Origin of the sequence: Erwinia phyllosphaerae, assembly GCF_019132875.1 — a bacterium.
In the GTDB taxonomy this organism is placed as follows: domain Bacteria; phylum Pseudomonadota; class Gammaproteobacteria; order Enterobacterales; family Enterobacteriaceae; genus Erwinia; species Erwinia phyllosphaerae.
The window spans coordinates 119375-138235 of sequence record NZ_JAHSPF010000006.1; the positions used below are offsets into that span (position 1 = coordinate 119375).

Here is an 18861-nt window from a genome sequence, read left to right on the forward strand (position 1 = left end):
GAGCCATCGGTGTAGCAGGCATGGAAAGCCCGGCGTCGGCAGGCGCGTCCAGATGGATTATCGGCTGCGGCCCCGCATGCGCCAGCGGCATAGCACCCATTAATAAAGCGGTAAACCAGGGTAATTTTCTCGTCATCGTTTCATCATCAACTTGAGTCAGAGGAGTGTGGGATCGTTGCGACCCACGCCCTTCGGGAAAAATGAAGCCAACCAGGCGGTTAAACGCGTCAGTACGGCAAACAGCCCGCGCAGCGGCTGCGGCCCATACTCTGCCAGACGCAGATAGCCCTTAAAGCCCAGCACCATAATGTCGGCAAAACTTTGCATCGGTTTATCTTCGGGAAAGCTGTCCTGCCACAGCGCCCAGGTGTCGGCGCGCGCGAAAGTACACTGGATAAATTCAACATGCTGTTCGGTGGTCAGCTCATGCAGGCGGATACCGGCACGGCGACCAAAGGTTCGCTGCACAAAACAGGGAAAACTGAACTCCTGCTGCCCACGGCGCAGCAAAAGCCAGACTTTTTCATTCTCTTTCAGCAGGTTCTCTTCCCGTAGCTCCAGGCCCACGCCACCGTCCGAGTAGTCACGCAGCGTACAGGGCAGCATGTGACCATCTTCACGCGCCAGCGCCGCAGGCATGGCAATCTCCACCCTGTGCGCCTCGCGGAGCTGACGCGCTTCAACGGAAACCGCTACCGCGCCACCCAGGATAATCATGTTGTAAATTACCCAGATCACGCTGACGAACACCGTCAGAATTTCGTTCGGCGGACCATAGTTAAGGCGCCAGACCGCAGCGATAAGACCGGCCACGTTAATCAGTACCAAAAACATATAAGGCCGCGTGATCACCCAGTCGAGATGCTGCTGCTCGACCAGGCCGCCTTTCGCCGTCACGTTAAACTTTCCTTTGTGCGGATTGAACAGCGCCACGGTGGTGGGCCGCGCGATATACCATGCCAGCACGGTTTCGTACACTTCACTCCAGAACGAATGTCGCCAGCGCCCCTGAATGCGTGAGTTGGTCAGGCTGGTATGCAACATGTGCGGCAGCACGAAAATGGCAATGGCCAGCGCGGGCGCAAAAATGATGTAGGCGTGACACAACAGGAAAGCCAGCGGCGCCAGCAGGAAGATAAGCCTCGGAATACCCGATAAAAAGTGCAGCATGGCGTTGGCGTAGCAAAGGCGCTGTACCAGTTTTAATCCTTTGCCAAACAGCGGGTTATCCAGCCGGAAAATCTGCACCATGCCGCGTGCCCAGCGAATACGCTGTCCGATATGCGCCGACAGGCTTTCGGTCGCCAGACCCGCCGCCTGCGGAATACGGATATAGGCCGAGGTATAGCCCTTTCGATGCAGACGCAGCGAGGTGTGCGCATCTTCGGTAACGGTATCTACCGCAATGCCGCCAATTTCATCCAGCGCGGTACGCCGAATCACCGCACAGGAACCGCAGAAAAAGGCTGCGTCCCAAACGTCGTTGCCATCCTGTACCAGGCCATAAAAAAGCGTACCTTCATTTGGCGTACGGCGAAAACGGCCCAGGTTGCGCTCAAAAGGATCGGGCGAGAAGAAGTGGTGCGGCGTTTGCAGCATTGCCAGCTTCGGATCTTTCACAAACCAGCCCAGCGCCATCTGTAAGAACGAGCGTGTTGGCACGTGGTCGCAGTCAAAAATCGACACAAACTCGCTGCGGCATGCGGTACGCAAAGCATGGTTGATGTTGCCCGCTTTGGCATGCTCGTGCGTCGGCCGCGCAATATAGTGCACGCCGATCTCCTCGGCAAAGGCACGAAACTCTGCCCTGTTACCGTCGTCCAGCACGTAAACGTTAAGCTTATCCTTTGGCCAGTCGATGCCCAGCGCGGCATACAGCGTAGGCTTCACCACGCTCAGCGGCTCGTTATAGGTCGGCACCAGCAGATCCACCGTCGGCCAGGTCGTAATATCTTCCGGCATCGAAACGGGTGGACGGTTCAGCGGCCACAGCGTCTGGAAATAACCCAGGATCAGCACGACCCAGGAGTAGGTTTCCGCCGCAATCAGCAGGACGCCGAAGGTCAGGCTTAGCGGATCGTCCCAGTTCAGCGTCGAGGTATAGCGCCACCACAGATAGCGGCAGGAGATAGTCAGCGACAGCACGATCAGCATCATGGTCGATAAACGGCCGGGAATGCGCCGCACCACCATCGCCACGCCCCACAGCAGCAGCACAAAAATAAACTGCGTGAAAAGATCGAACGGCTGGGAAATACAGAGGATCGCCAGCGCCGTGGCCATGACGATAGCCACGCCGAACAGCGTTTTCCGCAGCCAGCCGGGCAGGCGCCGCAGCTGCCGCTCGGCTTTACTTTCTACATTGCGCGCTTCGGCCCGTTCCGGCAGCTTATCCAGCCAGTTGTAAAAGCGCTGGCGCCGCGTCCTTAATGTATAGCGGCCCGCGCGGTCGCTGAGCGATACGCCGTTGAACGGGATCACCAGCAGCAGCCAGAGCGTTTGCAGCAGATAGCGCAGAATATCCGCCGGATGCGGCCTTTCCGGCGAAATATGCGGATAAAGACGCCGACGCTGCGCCTGTACGCGCTGCCAGGCAGGCGTTTCAAAACGCAGCAAAGTCCAGCCGAGCGCAACCCAAAAGCACTGGATAGCTGCCGTGACGGAAGCCGCGCCGTGCTGACGATAGCCTGCATAGCGCCGATGAAGCGCCGCGGTGATATCCGGCATTAGTAGCCAGCGCAGCAGCCTCATGATTTTTCCCGCAGATTGATTAGCGCCCAGTTGGCGAAGGTCGTCATACCTTCTGCCGCCAGGCAGTGTGGCCGATATTCGCCCAGCGGCTGCTTATTCAGCAATGCTTCCGCCATGGCTTCATCACGATGAATGGTTAAAGGGATAAAATTTCTCAGGCTGTTAACCCAAAGCTGATGCAGATCCTGCTGCGCCTTGCTGACCGGCGAAAACTGGTTGAGCAAAAACAGCGAGTTGTGCGGAAATGTTTGCTGATGCAGACGAATATGGCAGTTGGCATCCGGCACGACGATGGCCAGCACGCGATCGGCCAGCGCCAGCATGGCTCGCGTCCAGGGCGTATCACCAGCCGGGACATCCAGCAAAATCCAGGGATAGAGCTTCTTTAACTCTGCAATCTGCGTCGCCCAGCTGCGGCTATAGCGTTCCGGATCGCGAATGAAGGTCATCCGCTCATCGTCATTCACTCTGCCCGCAGGAATAAAATCCAGGCCGGGCGCGTAGCGCAATGCGCTTTGCTGCCAGGGCAGGCCGTCGAAGGCGGCACGCAGCCAGCCACGGGATTGTCCAACGGGCATATTAAAGTGCATTCGCAGCAGATTATCGGCGGATAAATCGACGGTGATGACCTGTTCGCCAAGGCGATTGAGCGCCCAGGCAAGGGCTGCGGTCAATGAAGTCGCGCCTGCTCCGCCTCTGACGCCCTGTAGCGCAATAACCGCCATCACTGCCCCTTATGCTGCGATGCGCCGGACAATTCCGCCAGCAGCGGCCAGCGGTTCATAATTCCGGCCAGTCTTTCCTGGCGATCGATATCGATATAGCGCCAGTTTTGTAGTGAAAAAGCGCGCTCCAGCGCCAGAATATCATCCTGCGATTCGCGCGCTGACGGCAGCGCGGTATCCGATAATTGACTCATAGTGATAGCCCCAAGCGGCAGAATAAAAATTATCCGCACCAGAAAATTCTTAGGTCTAGTTTATGTCGGTTTGCTATAAGTTGTAATGTATATTAGCCAGAATACAATGATGCTCCTTCATTTTTTAACTGGGCTACACTCTAGCCGTGGAACAAGCCGGGTTGCGAAATATCTTATGACACCTCCATTTACGTTAGGATTTGCCCAGGTCAGAGATGAGTTGATGCTGATGCAGCCGTCGGGATGCTACTGGCTGACCGCCAACCGGCAGGAAGATGCCCGCGTTTTAGCGCGTCAGTGTATTGCCGCCCAACGCTCGGTAACGCTGATTAGCGCAGGCCTGACGCCCGAATCGCTACTGACGCCAGCCCCTACTGGCGGGCCGGCCTCTATCCCACTTTTTTCTCTGCCGGAAACCCGGAAAGCGTTGCTGGCTTTTACTGACGATTTAGCGCGCGTGCTGCCGGAAAAACCTCGTCTGGTCCTGTTTTTTGCCCCGGCTTCCCTGTGGGAAAAGTTAAGCCCGGAAGAGTTGCGGCTGTGGACAAAACGGCTACAAAACTTTCTTAGCGCTAAACCCATCACGCTGCTAATCATTAGCTTTTCTTCAGTAATCAACGGACTGCGTACGCAGCTACAGACCCTTTATCGCCACGTTGATGGCCTGGCGCAGCTGGACTGGCAGCAGGACAGCTGGGACTACCGCATTAACTGGTGGGCAAACGGCGGCGGTATGCTGGCCGATCGTGCATTACGTCTGGTACTGAATGCGGACCAGTTTACGCTGTTGGAGCAGGCGCAGAGTACGCCGCTGACGCTGAACGACGAAACGCTATATCTGGCGGAAAAATCGGTGCTGGAAGGCGCGCCGCCGCTTTCGAGCCAGTGGACGCTGTTTGATAATAATGGTGAGCTGTATAACCGCGCGCAGCAGGCGAACGCCTCGACGATCATCTTTACTTTGCAGCATAACGACCAGATCCCCGCGCTGGCGGAACAGATCCACGCTCTGCGCCGCACGCGCGGTAGCGGCCTGAAGATTGTCGTGCGTGAAATGCGTCCGTCACTGCGCTACAGCGATGAGCGCCTGCTGCTGGCCTGCGGCGTCAACAGTATTGTGCCGGTTAACGCTTCTATGTCCCGCTTTCTGACCATGCTGGAAGGTATTCAGGGACAGTCGTATAACCGTCACGTGCCTGCCGATCTGCAAGCGCTGATGAAATCAATGCAGCCTTTGCAGGAGCGCGGTTATCTGCCGCTAACGGAGTTTTGCCAGTCGGTGACGCTGCTGGTCAACAACACGCTGCTGCCGGAAAATGGTAAAGGGCTGCTGGTGGCGCTGCGCCCGGTGCCCGAACTAAAGACCGAACAGGCGCTGACCCTTTGCAAACCGCGTCGCTACGGCGATCTGGTCACGCTGCTGGATGACAGGCTTTACCTGTTTCTCTCTTCCTGCCGCTTTAGCGATCTGGATACCGCGCTGAAATTCATTTTCCAGCTGCCGCACGACGAAATCTTCACTAACCGGCTGGTCTGGTATGAAGATTTGCAGATTTTGTCGGAAGTCCGGCAGATGACAACGCAGGTGCCGACCGCCTGGCGCGATGCGCCAGCGCCGCAGCAGGAAACGACGACGCCCGCGCCCGTTACGGCAGAGCGTCGCCAGCCGCACAATATCACTCTGGGCCAGGACCTGGCGGACAATACACCATGACATTAACAGATGACGTGCAGATCCTGATCCTGCTGGTTCTGCTGCTGATTTTATTAAAACCTGTTTACGCTCGCTGGCTGCCCCGGCAGTGGCGAGGGCTGGTGCTGCGGGTCACGCCGCCTCGCGCACTGAAATATGAAGGCATCTGGCGGCGTAACTCTTCAGAATCGGATAAGACATGAGTCAACCAACAAGCCAACCGGCTGTTCTGCTGCGCTGGCGCGGTCTCGGCGGCTGGAATTTTTATTTCCTGATTAAATTTGCGCTGTTGTGGTTTGGTTATCTGAACTTCCACGCGCTGACTAACCTGGTGTTTCTCGCCTGGCTGCTTTTTCCGCTGCCTTCCGCAAGATTGCATCGCTGGCGCAACTGGATCTCTGTTCCGATTGGGCTGGGTCTGTTCTGGCACGACACCTGGCTGCCCGGCCCGCAAAGTATCGCCAGCGAAGGGAGCCAGCTGGTCGGCTTCTCCGGCGCTTATCTGCTGGACCTGGTTAATCGCTTTGTGAACTGGCAAATGGTCGGCGTCGGTTTTGTGATGCTGGTGATCTACCTGTTTATTTCGCACTGGGTGCGCGTGTCTGTACTGGTTTCGCTGATGCTGCTGTGGATCAACGTGGTGAATATGGCGGGGCCTTCCTTTGTGCTTCTTCCCAGTAAAGAAGCGACGCCGCCGGTCGCCTTGAATACCGCAGCCCAGCCCAACAAGGCCGCCGCCAGCGCCAACGCGATGGATCAATCCGCGCCGCCCACCAGCGCCAATCTGACCGCCTATCTTAATAAGTTTTACGAGAGCGAAAAGCAGCGCACCACGCGTTTCCCGGATTCGCTGCCTGCCGATTCCGCGCCTTTCGATATTCTGGTCATCAACATCTGTTCGCTCTCCTGGTCCGATCTGGACGTGGCGCAGCTGCGCGATCATCCGCTGTGGAAGCACTTTGATATCGTGCTGAACAACTACAACTCCGCGACCGGCTACAGCGGCCCGGCGGGTATCCGTCTGCTGCGCGCCAGCTGCGGCCAGACCTCGCACAGCGATCTGTATAAGCCTGCCGATCAGCGCTGCTATCTGTTCGATAATCTGGCGAAGCTGGGCTTTAAAGAGCAGCTGATGATGGACCATACTGGCGTATTCGGTAACTATCTGCAGGAACTGCGCGACGATGGCGATCTGCAAGCGCCGCTGATGTCGCAGGCGGGTATCAATCCGTCGTGGACCTCGTTTGACAGCACGCCGGTCTTTAACGATGGCGAGCTGATGCAGCGCTGGCTGGATAACCGCCAGAAAAGCGCGGATGCCCGTACCGCCACCTTCTATAACCTGATCCCGTTGCACGACGGCACGCGAGAACTGGGCAGCACCAAAACCGCTGCCTGGCAGCCGCGCGCCAAACTGTTGTTCGATCAGCTTGATACCTTCCTGACTAACCTGGAGAAATCAGGCCGTCGCGTGATGGTTCTGGTGGTGCCGGAGCACGGCGCAGCGTTGCAAGGTGACAAAATGCAGATGTCAGGCCTGCGCGATATCCCAAGCCCGAGCATCACGCACGTGCCCGTTGGCATTAAGTTCGTTGGCATGAAAGCGCCGCATCAGGGACAGCCGCTGGTGGTAGATGCGCCAACCAGCCTGCTGGCGATTTCCGACCTGGTCTCCCGCGTGGTGGACGGACAGGTGTTTAACGCCGCTAACGTCAATATGTCGGTGCTGACCGAAAACCTGCCGCAAAGCCAGGTGGTATCGGAAAACGACAACGCCATCGTGATGATGTATCAGGGAAAACCCTGGATAAGGCTGAACGGCGGCGACTGGGTCGCTTATCCACAGTAAGAAAGCAGGCTGGCTGTGCAGTCGGCCATAAGGTTCAAACCGTTGTGGACTGTTAAAAGCCTGAGCAGCGCTAAGCCGCTCAGGCTTTTTTATGCGGTCATTAAAGCAGCCGGCATTCGCCTGTGCTCATCATCCTGTCCTACAGGCGGCGGCACATTTCAGCGTGCGGCACCGCACTCAGCTCATCTTTTCACCGTTCAGATTATAAACCGTGCGCCGCCACTGTGCGTCGGGCCGGTTAACAAAGGAAGCAAGCTCGACCGCTTTTACCGCGCCGGTAACTTTGCCGTCAGCATCCGTCGTCACCGTGTTCCAGTTTGCGGAACAGTGCAGATAGTCTGCCGCCAGCCTGTTAATTTCCGCTTCGGTAAAGCCGACAGTTTCCCGACCATGACGCACGGCGTGGCTCAACGCGATGGCCTTGTCACAGAGATGCTGGAGTTGCGACGGCAAAGCCAGCGCTTCCCCCGCGTCATCAATAGCGTTAAACGCCACGCCCGCCGCCGTAGCGGCATCGATCATCACTCTGAGCGCTATCTTCGCCCAGTCATTGTGCGCCTTGCGCCGCAGCACCACTGCCGCCCCGCTGCGTTTTTGCAGCATCCCGTAACGATCGGCGGCTATACAATCATCAGACCAGGTACAGATTTCTACCTCACCGCTCTCCAGGTAAGGGGCAATGGTCGGATAGCGGCGCAGCGCTTTCAGCTCTTCGCTGGCAGCACGGTAAACTCTGGTTGCATCGTCAGCCGTGGTTAGCGGCACGGTTTCAAACCGTGGGCGGGTTAAAAAGCAGACTTCCTCTTCTACCGCATGATAGCCGCCGCCGATATCCGAGTGCACGCCGGGCAGCGCCACTTCCGGCCAGGCTGGCTGTACGCTGTTTAGCGCAAAGTTAAAACGGCATTCGTGCTGTGCGGTAAGATGAAAAACTTTCTCCGCCACGCCGGGACGCAGTTCCAGCATGACATCGCCATTGTCTGCGCTGTTGGGATCCATGCCGTTTTCCAGCGTGGCGACGGCGGCTACCGTATCGAAAAGCCCCAGAAAGCGCGTTTTTCCGGCGGCCGTCCCGCGATACTCCACGCCCTCCAGTCCTCTTTTAATCGCAGCAATAATTTCATCGTCCCGGTAGAAAACCCGGTTAGCAAAATGGCGGGCGGCGGCGGCGCCACGGCTAAAGCCAAAAATATCGAACTGAAGTTCATTAATAATCAGGTTCGGTTGCCGGATAACGAAGCCGCGCAGAACCTCGACTATAGCGGCAACGGCTTTATCAGTTTTAGCCACAATGCCCCTTTCGCCCGTACCAAACGCCATGCTTAGCGCCGTGTCCGCCTCGCCTTCTGCCGTACCGATGCCTTCAATGTAAAGGTTCTGCTGGATCTGCCCCTCGGTAAGGTCGGTGGCGTACAGCATGTTAAGCCAGTGAATGTTGGTGTAATAGCCGATATGGCTGGTGATGGCCCGACCGCCAAGCCCTAAGTCTGCGCTGGCTGCTTCTGTCCAGGCCTCCAGCGCATCGCTGTCTTCCAGCCGGAGATCGTCCAGCGCGCTGGCTTCCAGCCGACGGCGAATATTCAGCGCATTATTGGTTGTGCCGTCAAAGAAAATGCCAAGGGTAAAAGTGACGGCAGCTTTTTCTGATGCGCTCTGGCCGTCCGCAGAGGCGCGCAAAAACAGGCTCATCTGGGTGTCCGGTGGTTGGTGAAGCGCCCAGTAAGCCCGCCGCTGCGGTGATACACAATGGCCTGGCCCTTGCGAAATTTACGGGCTTTAGCCCAAAAATTGGTAATTTATTCAGAAGGTTGGCTTTTATGGTAAAAAGCTTTTATTAACGGAGGGTCAATGGAGAGTGCGCAGGACAGGACGCATACGACAGTTAAAACACCGCGCAACGATAGCTACCGTTGCGCGGTATAAATCAGCTACTGATTTTTATAAGCCAGCCAGGAAAGCAGCTGCAGGCTGGCGGAATAGTAATCCTGTTTATCCGTCAGCTGATCGTTGAGATAGCCAGTCTGGTTCATCACCAGGTCGCGCACCGCCAGCAGGCCGCCCGCCATATTGTAAGGCGCCTTATTGTTGTTGGTGACGTCGATCCACGCCGGGGTTTTATCGCGGTCGAAGCCCATCCAGAAATGCTGGAAAGGCACCAGCTGTAAGCCTTGCGCGTCATACCAGTAAAGGTAAAGCGGGACGCGAATGGCATCGTAGCTAAAGCGCGGCGGCCAGCCAATGGCAGGCGCGACGCTGCCGTCGGCGTTTAGCGCTACCCAGTCCGTCGGCAGATTTGTTTCGCCAAAGCGCATTTTCGTCAGCAGATCCATACTGCTGTCGATCAGGTTGGTCCAGACTTTCAAATGGCTACGCGCGGCAAAATCACGCCATGCCGGGAACAGGAAATAGGACGGATTGACCACCACGTAGCTGGTTTTATTAAAGCCCTGATCGCCAGGCAGGATCACCGTATGGCCAGCGTAAGTCGTGACTTCTTTATCGACAATAGCCCGCTGAATACGGTCAGATGCCTGCAAATAAGCGTTATTTTGCCATTTCTGGCCCGCTTTCAGCAGCGCCCAGGCAATCAGCAGGTCGCCATCCGACGCGCTGTTTTTATCCGCCACCGGATCGGCAGCGTCAGGAATATATTTCCAGTAAAACAGCCCGTTTTTCTGATTCTTCAGGTGCTTCTGCGTCCAGTTCCACAGGCTGTCAAAACTGCTGCGGTCGTTGGCCGCAACCGCCAGCAACATCCCATAGCCCTGCCCTTCGGTATGGCTGATATTTTTATTGCCGGTGTCCTGAATGCGGCCTTCGCTGGTCATAAAACGGCTTTTAAAGCTGCTCCAGCCGTCGGCGGCGCTGGCCTGCATGCAGCCCAGCATCATTGCAATCATCAACACGCTCGCCCTGAGCAGAATCATAATTATGTTCCTTACATCTGATAGCGGAAAGTAAGCGAAGCCGCGCTGCCGACATCGGAGCAGGTCAGCGCAACGGCGGGACTGCCGCCCTGATCGCTCAGCCAGCGGGCATAAAGTCCGGTCAATACCGCGCCCAGTGCCTGACGCCACTGGCGGGCGTCCATCTGTCCGTCGCCCGGTGGCAGCGCCATATGGCAAATCACCAGCGCGGTTTCATGCGGCTGCACGTCGACAAATCCCCAGTTAAAGCGCGCCAGCACCTGGTTAATCTGCTTTTCCAGCTCGCCCACGGTCAGCGCGGCGCTAAGCGGATAGCGGCTGGCCAGGTTGTCGCCCATCTGCTGTAAAAAAGCATGGCTTTCGCTTTCGCCAGCGTTGCGCAACATGCCGCCAATCATCACGCTCAGCAGATCGAACCAGCCGGGCTGGTACTGCTGCTGGCGATAGTAGCTCAGGGTTTGTTCCTGAATGTCACTCATTATTTGTCTCCGAGCATGTAGCGGAAGTAGAGTTGAGCAGTGCTCTCGTTGTAGTCGCCAAAGGTGTCATAACCCAGCTGGCCCCCAACGGTGACATCTTTACTCACCTTATAATCCGCGCCCGCATGCAGATTATAGCCAATGCCGTTTTTACTGCCGCCCGCATAGTAAGCTTCGGTGGCGTATCCGGCGTCATAATAGCTTTGCAGCTGCGCCTGTTTTGCCGGATCGGTCGGGAAGTACGCGCTGCGATCCTGGGAGTAAGACTGATAACCCACGGAACCGCCGACTTTTACCTTCAGATCGTCGTAGTTTTTGCTCCAGTCCACCGGGAAAGAAACGGCGACAAAATCTTGCGGGCTGAAGTAGCCGCCCTGACCGTAGCTGTAGTAGCTCAGGTTTTTCGAGAAATCCATCCAGCTCATGCTGATGCCGGTTTTCAGCTCGCTGTTGTCGTCGTGATAAGGACGTACGTAAGCGCCCGCCGTGCCGTTCAGGCTCTGGTTGCTGGCCACGTTTTCGCCGATATAGCTGTAGCCGCCTGCGCCAATATAGAAACCGGCATCGCCGTTATCGTAGCTCAACAGCGCGTCGCCGCCGTTTTTGGTCACGCGGCCCCATTTTTTGCCGCTCAGCTTGTCTTCGGTACCGACGTAGGAAAGCAGGCTGTCGGTCACGGCGCGGCGTTCGCCGGTCAGGATCAGCGTCAGATAGTCGGTCAGCTTTGGCGACCACTGAATGCCGCCCACTAGCGTGCTGAGATCCTGGCCCAGCGGCGTGGAACCCAGGTCAACCTTGAAGCTGTCGTTGGTCAGGCCCAGATTGACTTCCACGCCGGAAGCGGTTTGCGCTCCCGGTGAGTCCAGCAGCACGCTGGATGGCGTAATTTTATTCGCCTGCGCGATGCGGCCCTGCTCCAGCGCCTGCGTTCCTGAACGGGCAATAGCGGTGTCCGACGCGCTGCCTGCACTCAGCGTGACCGGCGTCAGCGTAAAGTTAAAGCGCGTGTTGCCATAAGGCACGCTTGACCAGGTCAGCGGCGCTTTGGCTTCGGTCAGCTTGCTCAGGCCGGATTCGCCGTCGCGCCCTCTGACCTGTACGCCACCCTGCGCCCAGGTGCCGGTACGTTCCTGTAAATCGTCCATCATGGTATCGATTTGATGCAGCGTCTGCGCCTGCTGCGAAACGACTTTTGTTCCGTCAGGTACAGAGCCGTCTTCCGTCTGGCCCTGCTGCCACGGCATCACGCCGCCGTAGGCGGACGGCGATTTCCTGGCATTCAGCGTGGTGCGGTTGACGAAAGGATTGTCCGCCAGCGCCAGTCCACCAATAGTTGGCGTCGAGCCGCTTTCCGCCTCCTGCAGGCCAATCATCTTGCCGCGTGCGGTGCGCAGGTAAGCCAGCGCCTGCTGGTGATCGCCCTCGGCTTCGGCCACGCGCGCCATCAGCAGCAGCCTTTGCGGCGTCTGTTCGCCATGCAGCCCGGCCATCAGCGCTTTTGCTTTCGGCAGATCGTGCATGGCCAGCGCCACATCGATAGCGCCGACGCGCGCATCCTGGTCCGGCGTATCGCGCGTCATCAGATAGTCGTAAACCACGCCCGCTTCTTTGTTCATTTTACCGGACTGATAGAGCCGGCCCATCGCGAACATCAGATCGCTGTTTTGCGGATCGTGTTGCAGCGCGCCGATCAGCTTGTCATAGGCCGACGCATATTTACCCTGGCTACGCAGACGATCGGCTTCGTTGATCAGATAGCCGTTCTGAATACCGGCCAGCTGCTCTGGCGTACTTTTTGCCTGAAGTTCAGGATTATTGAGGAAGCTTTGCGCTTCGCTGCTTAGCCCGGCCTGATTAAGTACGGCGACCTGGGCCGCGTAATCGCCCGCGTTGCCCTGTACGCCGCGCTGCATATTATTGCGCACTACGGCGACGGCGCTATTAAGATCGCCAGCGGCGGCCAGCCCTTTCGCCAGCTTCCCTGCATCCGCCGGATTGGCGGGTGGCGTGAGTGCCAGCGCCTTCAGCGTGTTGGCGGCAGCGACGGTAGAACCCTGCGCCAGATACTGCTGCGCTACCGCCATTTGCAGATTGAAGTTAACGCGGCGCGACAGTTCGCGCATTTCACCGTTCTGGTTGTGCAGCCGCGACAGCAGCATTTGCGCCTGCTGCCAGGCACCGCTTTCGCTGGCAAACAGCGCGGCGGCATAGATGTCGTTGCTGCTGGCCGAGGGGCGGAAAGCGGGCTGCATGACGCCAGCCGCCTGCGCGCTATCGCCCTGCTGTTGATAGAGACGCGCCAGATCGAGCCGTAGCCATGGGTCATTCGGAAAGCGCTGGATACCGGTGGTCAACAGTGTAATGGCGCGCTGTGGGTTACCTGCCGCAAGCGCCTGCTTCGCTTCACGTCGCAGCGGATCGCTGGTGGTGCCCGGACGTGGCGCGACGCTTGCACGCACGCTTTCCGGCAGGGAAGAGAGCAACGCGTTGGCCTCGCTACCGCGATTTTGCTGGCGCAGAACGTAAAACAGCCCTTCTTTCGCCGCGCGGTTATCCGCATCGCTTTGTAAAATTGCGCGATAGGTTTGCTCGGCGGCGTCCAGCTGGTTATTGCGGCGCTGCACGTCGGCACGGAACAGCTTCGCCGCCACGCCTTTCTCGCCTTCGGCCTGCGTCAGCGGTTCGCTCAGGCTTAGCGCCTGCGCCGTATCGCCCGTTTTCAGCGCCTGCTGCGCGCTGGCCAGTTGGCCATAAAAACGCGCGTCGGCGGCCTGTTTCTGGCGCTGCTCGCTGTTATCGCCGCCCAGCTTCGCCGCGCGTTCCAGATAATCTGCGGCGGCGGCATAGTTCCCGCTGCGCTGCGCCACGTAGCCCAGCCCCGCCAGCGCATCGGCATCTTCCGGGTTAGCCTGCAAAACGTGAGCGAAAGCGGTCTGCGCGCCGGAAACGTTGCCGCTGTTCAGCTCGGTAAAGCCTTCGCCTTTTTCTGCCCCGCCCGCGTTTTTACGGAAATAGTCCATCACCGCACGATCTTGCGGATGGCGCTGTTGATAAGTCTGGTAAAGCGGCGCGTCTTCCGGTTTCGGGCCAAGCCACAGCAGCGCCTGACGCAGCGAGCGATCGGCATCCTCGTTGCCGTCCGCCATGCCGCTCAGAATTTGTATGCCCTCGTGACGCGTCGATTCCTGATAGGTCAGCGCCTTACCCAGCGCCAGCTTTGCGCCGGTATCCTGCGGATGCGCGGTGGCGAATTGCTGTAGGGCATCGATAGCCTGCGGCAGCAACGTACGATCGCCCGCCATCGTCAGATAATATTCAGCGGCCACGCTGGCTGGCGGCTCGTTACCGCTAAAAGTGTTGCGCCAGGTTTGCAGCGAAGCAGCAATGTTGCCGCCGCGCGCCTGCTGGCGCGCCAGCGCGAGCTGCGCCGTTGGAATAGACTGGAGCTGGCGTGCGTTATCCAGCTCGCTGAGCTTCGCATTGCCGGGAGAAACCTGGCTCAGCCGCTCGCGCCATTGGGTCGAGGCCGCGCTGTCGCCGCTCTGCTGCGCCCACAGCGCCATCAGATAAAGCGCCTGAACGTTGTTGCCGTCCACCATTAACACTTTGTTTAGCGCGTCGCGCGCCAGCTCGTCATGTGCCTTCTGGTGCCAGTAGTTGGCCTGATCAAACAGCGCCTGGATGGCCGGGTTTTCAGCCGCCAGTACCGGAAATGCGCTTGCCGTCAGCACCAGGCCCGGCAGCCACAGCTGACGAAGGGCGATCAGCGTTTTATTTACATTCATCTTCATTTCTTCTCGCCGGAATGGTCATGCTGCGGATTGAGACGCTTCCAGGCATGATGCTTCAACAGAACAAAAGTGCTCAGGCCAACAATAACGGAGATCAGCAGCGCTATCAGCGCCAGCACGACCGCATGCTGATTGGCATACCACACCACCATCATGTACCACGGCATTTCGCCGTTCGGGAACTGCGCGCCCACGCGGAAGCTGCGAATGCCGTTTTCATCGGTGATGATGGCGGTATCGCCGCGAATGCCGGCGTTAATGCGTTGCAGTTTCAAATCGTCATGCAGGCGTGCAAGCTGCGCGTCGTCGGTAGCGATAGTCATTACCACCACGCGCGAGCCGCTCCACGGTGAGCGATAGCTGACAAAGCCGCGCCAGTCTTCATTAGAAGAGAAGTAGCGATCTGCATCCATCACCTGGCGATTCCAGTCGCCGGAAAGCCAGCCGCGCAGGTTGTCCAGCAGCGTTGGTTCTTTCACGCCCAGCGTGCGGCCGTTAACGTCAAAAGGAGAGTGTTGCAGCAGCGCCTGGTTAAACTCGCCCTGCGCCAGCGTGGAGATGGCCAGCACGTCGCTGTTGCGTAAACGTTCCAGCTGCGCGCCGCTTTGCGGTACGCCAAACATTACGCTGTTGTGGCTCAGCGCGACGCCGGTTGCGTTACCAGAGCGTCCGGCCATATCCAGCAGCGCGCCGATTTCAGCATTGCTGGGGGCGGCGGGCAGCATCAGCACAGTTTGTGAATAGTCCGCAAAGCGGCTGAACGGGAACGACGCGCCGACGAAATAGGAAAGATTCGGCAGCAGGCTAAAGTGACGCGTATGGCTCAGGTCGATCCACGAGTCATCCTCAATGCGGCTTTTAATATTGTTGTTAGTCAACACGCTGCACGGCGCGCTGGCCTTGGGTTTGATATTGAAATAGAGCTGCAGCTGGTTGTCGCCGTAAATCAGATACGGATCGAACTTCAGCGTATATTTCTCCTGGCGCGCGTCGCCGCCCAGCCGATGCCAGATGTTTTCCAGCAGGCCGACTTTATTGACCGTCAGATTACGCAAAAAGGTGCCGTTCAGGCCCACGTTCAGGAAGGATTTTTCTTCGTCGATCCAGCTTTCCGCGGGAAAACGGTAGTTCAGCTGCACCGGCACCGTTTCGCCATCCCACAGAAACAGATCGGGCGCGGCGCGGAAGTTAACTCTCAGCGCATCGTGCCAGATCCCTGTAGTCGTCAGGCTTTGATCTTTGCGCAGCAGATCGCTGAGGCGTACCGGACGATCGGTATTGATCCAGCGCGGCGCGTCGTAAGCCTTACTCATCGGAATGCTTTGCGAGGCAACAGACAAGGAATCACTGTCCACGCTCAACGGCTGCGTTAGCCGCCAGGCAGCCTGGCGCAGTTCGTCGTCGCTGTTGCCAATCACCAGCATTAGCTTGTAAACCGGATTGACCGGATTATCGACCATTTGCAGCGTCGGCCCCTTCACCTGCGGCACGGTTAAGCCTGCAATGATTTCGCCCGGTCGGGCAAAGACGATGCCATTTTTCTCGGGCATCTCATTACGCAATACCGGGAAATTGATGCCGCGATAGTCGGTCTGAATGCCCATCCACGAAGAAAGGGTGGCCGCCGCGCTGACTTCGCCCGGCGTCACTTCTGAGCCAAACACCATCGCTACGCTGGACGGCGTCATCCGCTGCCGATCGATAAACGGACGCGGGAAGTTGCGCAGCTTATTGCCTGTATTCAGCTGCTGGCCTTCCAGCGCCAGCGTGGTTTCCGGCAGGATGGTGACCTGGTACTGGCTGTCGCTATCGCGCTCGCACAGTAGCTGGTCTGCATCGTTGATTTTAAAACTCAGGTTATTGCTGGAAACCACCATCGCGGCCGGAATATCCAGCTGATACTCTTCGCTGGCGCTGTCGGAAGCGCTCAGCGGCAGCGTTCCCAGCGGCTGGCCGTTAAGCATCAGCTGCATAGAAGTGTTGCGTGCCGCCAGCGCTTTAGAGACTTTCAGCGACAGGTTCAGATGTGCATTCGTAATCACTTCATCCGCAGGCAGCGTAAAAACGATACCGGACTGTAGCTGGCCGCCGGTTAACAGAATGCCGTTGGTCTGGCCCATCTGTGCGACGGAAATGGTGCTGGCAAGCGGCTGGTTCAGCAAAATAGTGGCCGTGGACTGCGCATCGCCGATGGGCGGCAGCGGCGGCAAATCGCCTGCCTGACCGGTTCCGGCTGGCGGCGGGATCTGCGACAGCGCGCTGCTGTCCTGGGTAACGTTGTCGGCGGCATGGGCATGACCCAGCGTAACGATGCCAAAACAGAGAACGGCTAAAAGCTTTTTCATACAGCGCCGTCCTCTTTCGCTTTCATCGCCTGGCGTTTTGCGCGCCGGTCTTTCCAGGTCAGCCAGAACAGATCAAAAACGGTACGGATAATGGTGACCAGCGAGCGCAGCGGATTATCCTTTGGCCCTTCCGGCTTAAGCCAGGCGTCGGCGCGCGACAGCACCACGCGCACCAGTTCACGACGGCGCGACAGCGGGATTTCAGTAAACATCAAACGGATAACGCCGTTTTCTGCGCCGATAGTGCTGACAGGGAAGGAGATGGTGCCGGACTGCAACATCAGATCGACCGCTTCAATAACGTCCGTTTCATGGCGATTATCCGGTGCCGTTACCTGCGCGCCGCCCATCGACAGGTTCACCGTGGTTGAACGCGAGGAAATGCCGCTGGCGTAGTGAATAATCACCGGAATTTTCACGTCAATACGGATGGTTTTACGCGTTTGCTTAGTTTCGCGCGCCACGGCAATCGCCGCCATCAGAATCACCAGGCTAAACAGCGCCCAGCCAACGTTAAGCGCGATAACGTAAGGGTCAACGCCAAAATAGTTATGCGCCACGGCGCGAATAATGCCGCTCGTGACACCCGCAATCAGCAGCGCGGCACAGATAATATGTGGACGCACGATATTAAGATCAAAGAAGCCAGTATTCAGCAGGCCGCCTTTGTCCGTAACGTTAAATTTGCCGTGCTTTGGCGAAATCATGGTTAGCAGCGTGGGAATAACCAGATGGAAAGCCATCACCGTTTCGTAAATCTCGCCCCAGAAGGTGGCGCGGAAGCGGCCGTTCATACGCGAGTTAACGTACAGCGACATCACCAGATGCGGCAGCACGTAAGCAAAAATCAGGCTGGCGGAAGAGTGGATAATATTCAGGTCGAACAACAGATAAGCCAGCGGCGCGGTCAGGAAGATCACGCGCGGCAGGCCGAACTGGAAGTGCAGCATGGCGTTAAGGTAGCAAAGGCGCTGTTGCCATTTCAGACCACGGCCCAGCAGCGGGTTATCGACGCGGAAAATCTGCGTCATGCCGCGCGCCCAGCGGGTACGCTGGATAATATGCAGGCCCAGACGCTCGGTTGCCAGGCCAGCCGCCAGCGGCAGGGCCAGAAAGGCAGACTTCCAGCCGCGACGCTGCATTTTCAGCGCGGTGTGCGCATCTTCCGTCACGGTTTCAGTAGCAAAGCCGCCAATCTCTTCCAGCGCGCTACGGCGGATTACCGCACAGGAGCCGCAGAAGAAGGTCGCGTTCCAGTTATCGTTGCCCTGCTGAACCGGGCCATAAAACAGTGCGCCTTCGTTCGGGATTTCCCGCGCGCCTTGCAGGTTGCGTTCAAAAGGATCGGGCGAATAGAAATAGTGTGGCGTCTGTAATAGCGCCAGCTTTGGATCTTTCAGGAAAGGCGCAACGGTAGCCTGCAGGAAAGTACGCGTCGCCACATGATCGCAGTCAAAAACGGTAATCAGTTCGCCTTTGGTGATGCGCATGGCATGGTTCAGGTTGCCCGCTTTAGCGTGGCGGTTGTCGTCACGCGTGATATAGCCAACGCCAACGTCGGCGGCGAAAACCGCGAATTCGCTGCGCTTGCCGTCATCCAGCAGATAGATTTTAATCTTGTCGCGCGGATAGTCGATGCACTGGGCAGCCAGCACGGTATCTCGTACCACGTCCAGGCTCTCGTTATAGCTCGGTACGTAGATATCGACGGTTGGCCACAGGCTGACATCATCCGGCATGGGTTCAATCGTTCTTTTTAACGGCCAGGACGTTTGCAGATAGCCTAAAAGTAAAATAACCCAAACGTAAACCTCGGCGATAAATAAGCCGACGCCAAGGATCGCTTCGATTTCGGAATTAAAAGCCAGGGTTTCAGTCGCGCGCCAGTATATATAACGCGTTGACATCAGTGCTGAAAGAAACACCATTACCATAGAGATTTTATGGCTTTTGCTCAGCCCCAGCACAAAAAGAATGGCGATGCCGATCAGGCCGAAAATATATTGTTTCTGGCTGTCCATGGGCGTGATAACAATCACTGCGGCCAGCGGAAATAATATCAGCAGCTGCAGGTAATACAGGACTTTTTTCATAAGTCATCCTGAAA

General features: G+C 57.6%; 12 protein-coding genes. 3 read left to right on the forward strand and 9 right to left on the reverse strand.

Annotation, left to right across the window (positions count from 1 at the left end):
• Positions 1-156 precede the first annotated feature (156 nt).
• From bcsA (KUE00_RS12485) to bcsR, 3 genes are read right to left on the reverse strand one after another with little or no spacing between them, the layout of a single operon-like run.
• Complete coding sequence (bcsA, locus tag KUE00_RS12485; RefSeq protein ID WP_246760218.1) at positions 157-2751, reverse strand: UDP-forming cellulose synthase catalytic subunit; 2595 nt, start codon at positions 2749-2751, stop codon at positions 157-159.
• Entirely contained in the window at positions 2748-3476 is a 729-nt protein-coding gene (bcsQ, locus tag KUE00_RS12490; protein ID WP_246760219.1) for a cellulose biosynthesis protein BcsQ, read from the reverse strand. Before bcsQ ends, bcsA (KUE00_RS12485) begins: the two co-directional genes overlap by 4 nt.
• A complete protein-coding gene (gene bcsR, locus KUE00_RS12495; protein ID WP_246760220.1) occupies positions 3476-3670 on the reverse strand; it encodes a cellulose biosynthesis protein BcsR in 195 nt (64 codons plus the stop codon). The genes bcsQ and bcsR overlap by 1 nt, the downstream gene beginning before the upstream one ends.
• A 175-nt stretch (positions 3671-3845) precedes the next feature.
• On the opposite strand from bcsR, the gene bcsE reads away from it, so the two are divergent.
• Genes bcsE through bcsG form a run of 3 tightly spaced genes read left to right on the forward strand, consistent with a single transcriptional unit; the run spans position 3846 to position 7212 of the window.
• Positions 3846-5384, forward strand: a complete 1539-nt coding sequence (bcsE, locus tag KUE00_RS12500; protein WP_246760221.1) for a cellulose biosynthesis protein BcsE — start codon at positions 3846-3848, stop codon at positions 5382-5384.
• Positions 5381-5566: a cellulose biosynthesis protein BcsF gene (bcsF, locus tag KUE00_RS12505; protein ID WP_246760222.1), complete on the forward strand. Its 186-nt coding sequence runs from the start codon at positions 5381-5383 to the stop codon at positions 5564-5566. Before bcsE ends, bcsF begins: the two co-directional genes overlap by 4 nt.
• Positions 5563-7212: a cellulose biosynthesis protein BcsG gene (gene bcsG, locus KUE00_RS12510; protein WP_246760223.1), complete on the forward strand. Its 1650-nt coding sequence runs from the start codon at positions 5563-5565 to the stop codon at positions 7210-7212. The genes bcsF and bcsG overlap by 4 nt, the downstream gene beginning before the upstream one ends.
• A gap of 177 nt (positions 7213-7389) precedes the next feature.
• On the opposite strand, the gene KUE00_RS12515 is transcribed toward bcsG, so the two are convergent.
• The 6 genes from KUE00_RS12515 to bcsA (KUE00_RS12540) all read right to left on the reverse strand — a co-directional run bounded on the left by KUE00_RS12515 (position 7390) and on the right by bcsA (KUE00_RS12540) (position 18847).
• Complete coding sequence (locus tag KUE00_RS12515; RefSeq protein ID WP_246760224.1) at positions 7390-8901, reverse strand: phospholipase effector Tle1 domain-containing protein; 1512 nt, start codon at positions 8899-8901, stop codon at positions 7390-7392.
• A 239-nt stretch (positions 8902-9140) separates the two neighbouring features.
• The gene (locus KUE00_RS12520; protein ID WP_246760225.1) at positions 9141-10139 is read right to left on the reverse strand and encodes a family 8 glycosyl hydrolase; all 999 of its coding nucleotides are present in this window, start codon (positions 10137-10139) and stop codon (positions 9141-9143) included.
• Between the two features lie 11 nt (positions 10140-10150).
• Positions 10151-10618 carry a cellulose biosynthesis protein BcsD gene (gene bcsD, locus KUE00_RS12525; protein ID WP_246760226.1) on the reverse strand — a complete coding sequence of 156 codons (468 nt, stop codon included), beginning with the start codon at positions 10616-10618 and terminating at the stop codon, positions 10151-10153.
• A complete protein-coding gene (locus KUE00_RS12530; protein ID WP_246760227.1) occupies positions 10618-14403 on the reverse strand; it encodes a cellulose biosynthesis protein BcsC in 3786 nt (1261 codons plus the stop codon). The genes bcsD and KUE00_RS12530 overlap by 1 nt, the downstream gene beginning before the upstream one ends.
• Positions 14404-14405: 2 nt before the next feature.
• The gene (gene bcsB, locus KUE00_RS12535) at positions 14406-16754 is read right to left on the reverse strand and encodes a cellulose biosynthesis cyclic di-GMP-binding regulatory protein BcsB (RefSeq protein ID WP_246760228.1); all 2349 of its coding nucleotides are present in this window, start codon (positions 16752-16754) and stop codon (positions 14406-14408) included.
• Complete coding sequence (gene bcsA, locus KUE00_RS12540) at positions 16751-18847, reverse strand: UDP-forming cellulose synthase catalytic subunit (RefSeq protein ID WP_246760229.1); 2097 nt, start codon at positions 18845-18847, stop codon at positions 16751-16753. Before bcsA (KUE00_RS12540) ends, bcsB begins: the two co-directional genes overlap by 4 nt.
• Positions 18848-18861 lie beyond the last annotated feature (14 nt).

Excerpts from the sequence above, each read along its gene's own strand:
- bcsA (WP_246760218.1), bottom strand. The coding sequence starts at position 2,751 with ATGAGGCTGCTGCGCTGGCTACTAATGCCGGATATCACCGCGGCGCTT.
- bcsQ (WP_246760219.1), bottom strand. The coding sequence starts at position 3,476 with ATGGCGGTTATTGCGCTACAGGGCGTCAGAGGCGGAGCAGGCGCGACT.
- bcsR (WP_246760220.1), bottom strand. The coding sequence starts at position 3,670 with ATGAGTCAATTATCGGATACCGCGCTGCCGTCAGCGCGCGAATCGCAG.
- bcsE (WP_246760221.1), top strand. The coding sequence starts at position 3,846 with ATGACACCTCCATTTACGTTAGGATTTGCCCAGGTCAGAGATGAGTTG.
- bcsF (WP_246760222.1), top strand. The coding sequence starts at position 5,381 with ATGACATTAACAGATGACGTGCAGATCCTGATCCTGCTGGTTCTGCTG.
- bcsG (WP_246760223.1), top strand. The coding sequence starts at position 5,563 with ATGAGTCAACCAACAAGCCAACCGGCTGTTCTGCTGCGCTGGCGCGGT.
- KUE00_RS12515 (WP_246760224.1), bottom strand. The coding sequence starts at position 8,901 with ATGAGCCTGTTTTTGCGCGCCTCTGCGGACGGCCAGAGCGCATCAGAA.
- KUE00_RS12520 (WP_246760225.1), bottom strand. The coding sequence starts at position 10,139 with ATGATTCTGCTCAGGGCGAGCGTGTTGATGATTGCAATGATGCTGGGC.
- bcsD (WP_246760226.1), bottom strand. The coding sequence starts at position 10,618 with ATGAGTGACATTCAGGAACAAACCCTGAGCTACTATCGCCAGCAGCAG.
- KUE00_RS12530 (WP_246760227.1), bottom strand. The coding sequence starts at position 14,403 with ATGAATGTAAATAAAACGCTGATCGCCCTTCGTCAGCTGTGGCTGCCG.
- bcsB (WP_246760228.1), bottom strand. The coding sequence starts at position 16,754 with ATGAAAAAGCTTTTAGCCGTTCTCTGTTTTGGCATCGTTACGCTGGGT.
- bcsA (WP_246760229.1), bottom strand. The coding sequence starts at position 18,847 with ATGAAAAAAGTCCTGTATTACCTGCAGCTGCTGATATTATTTCCGCTG.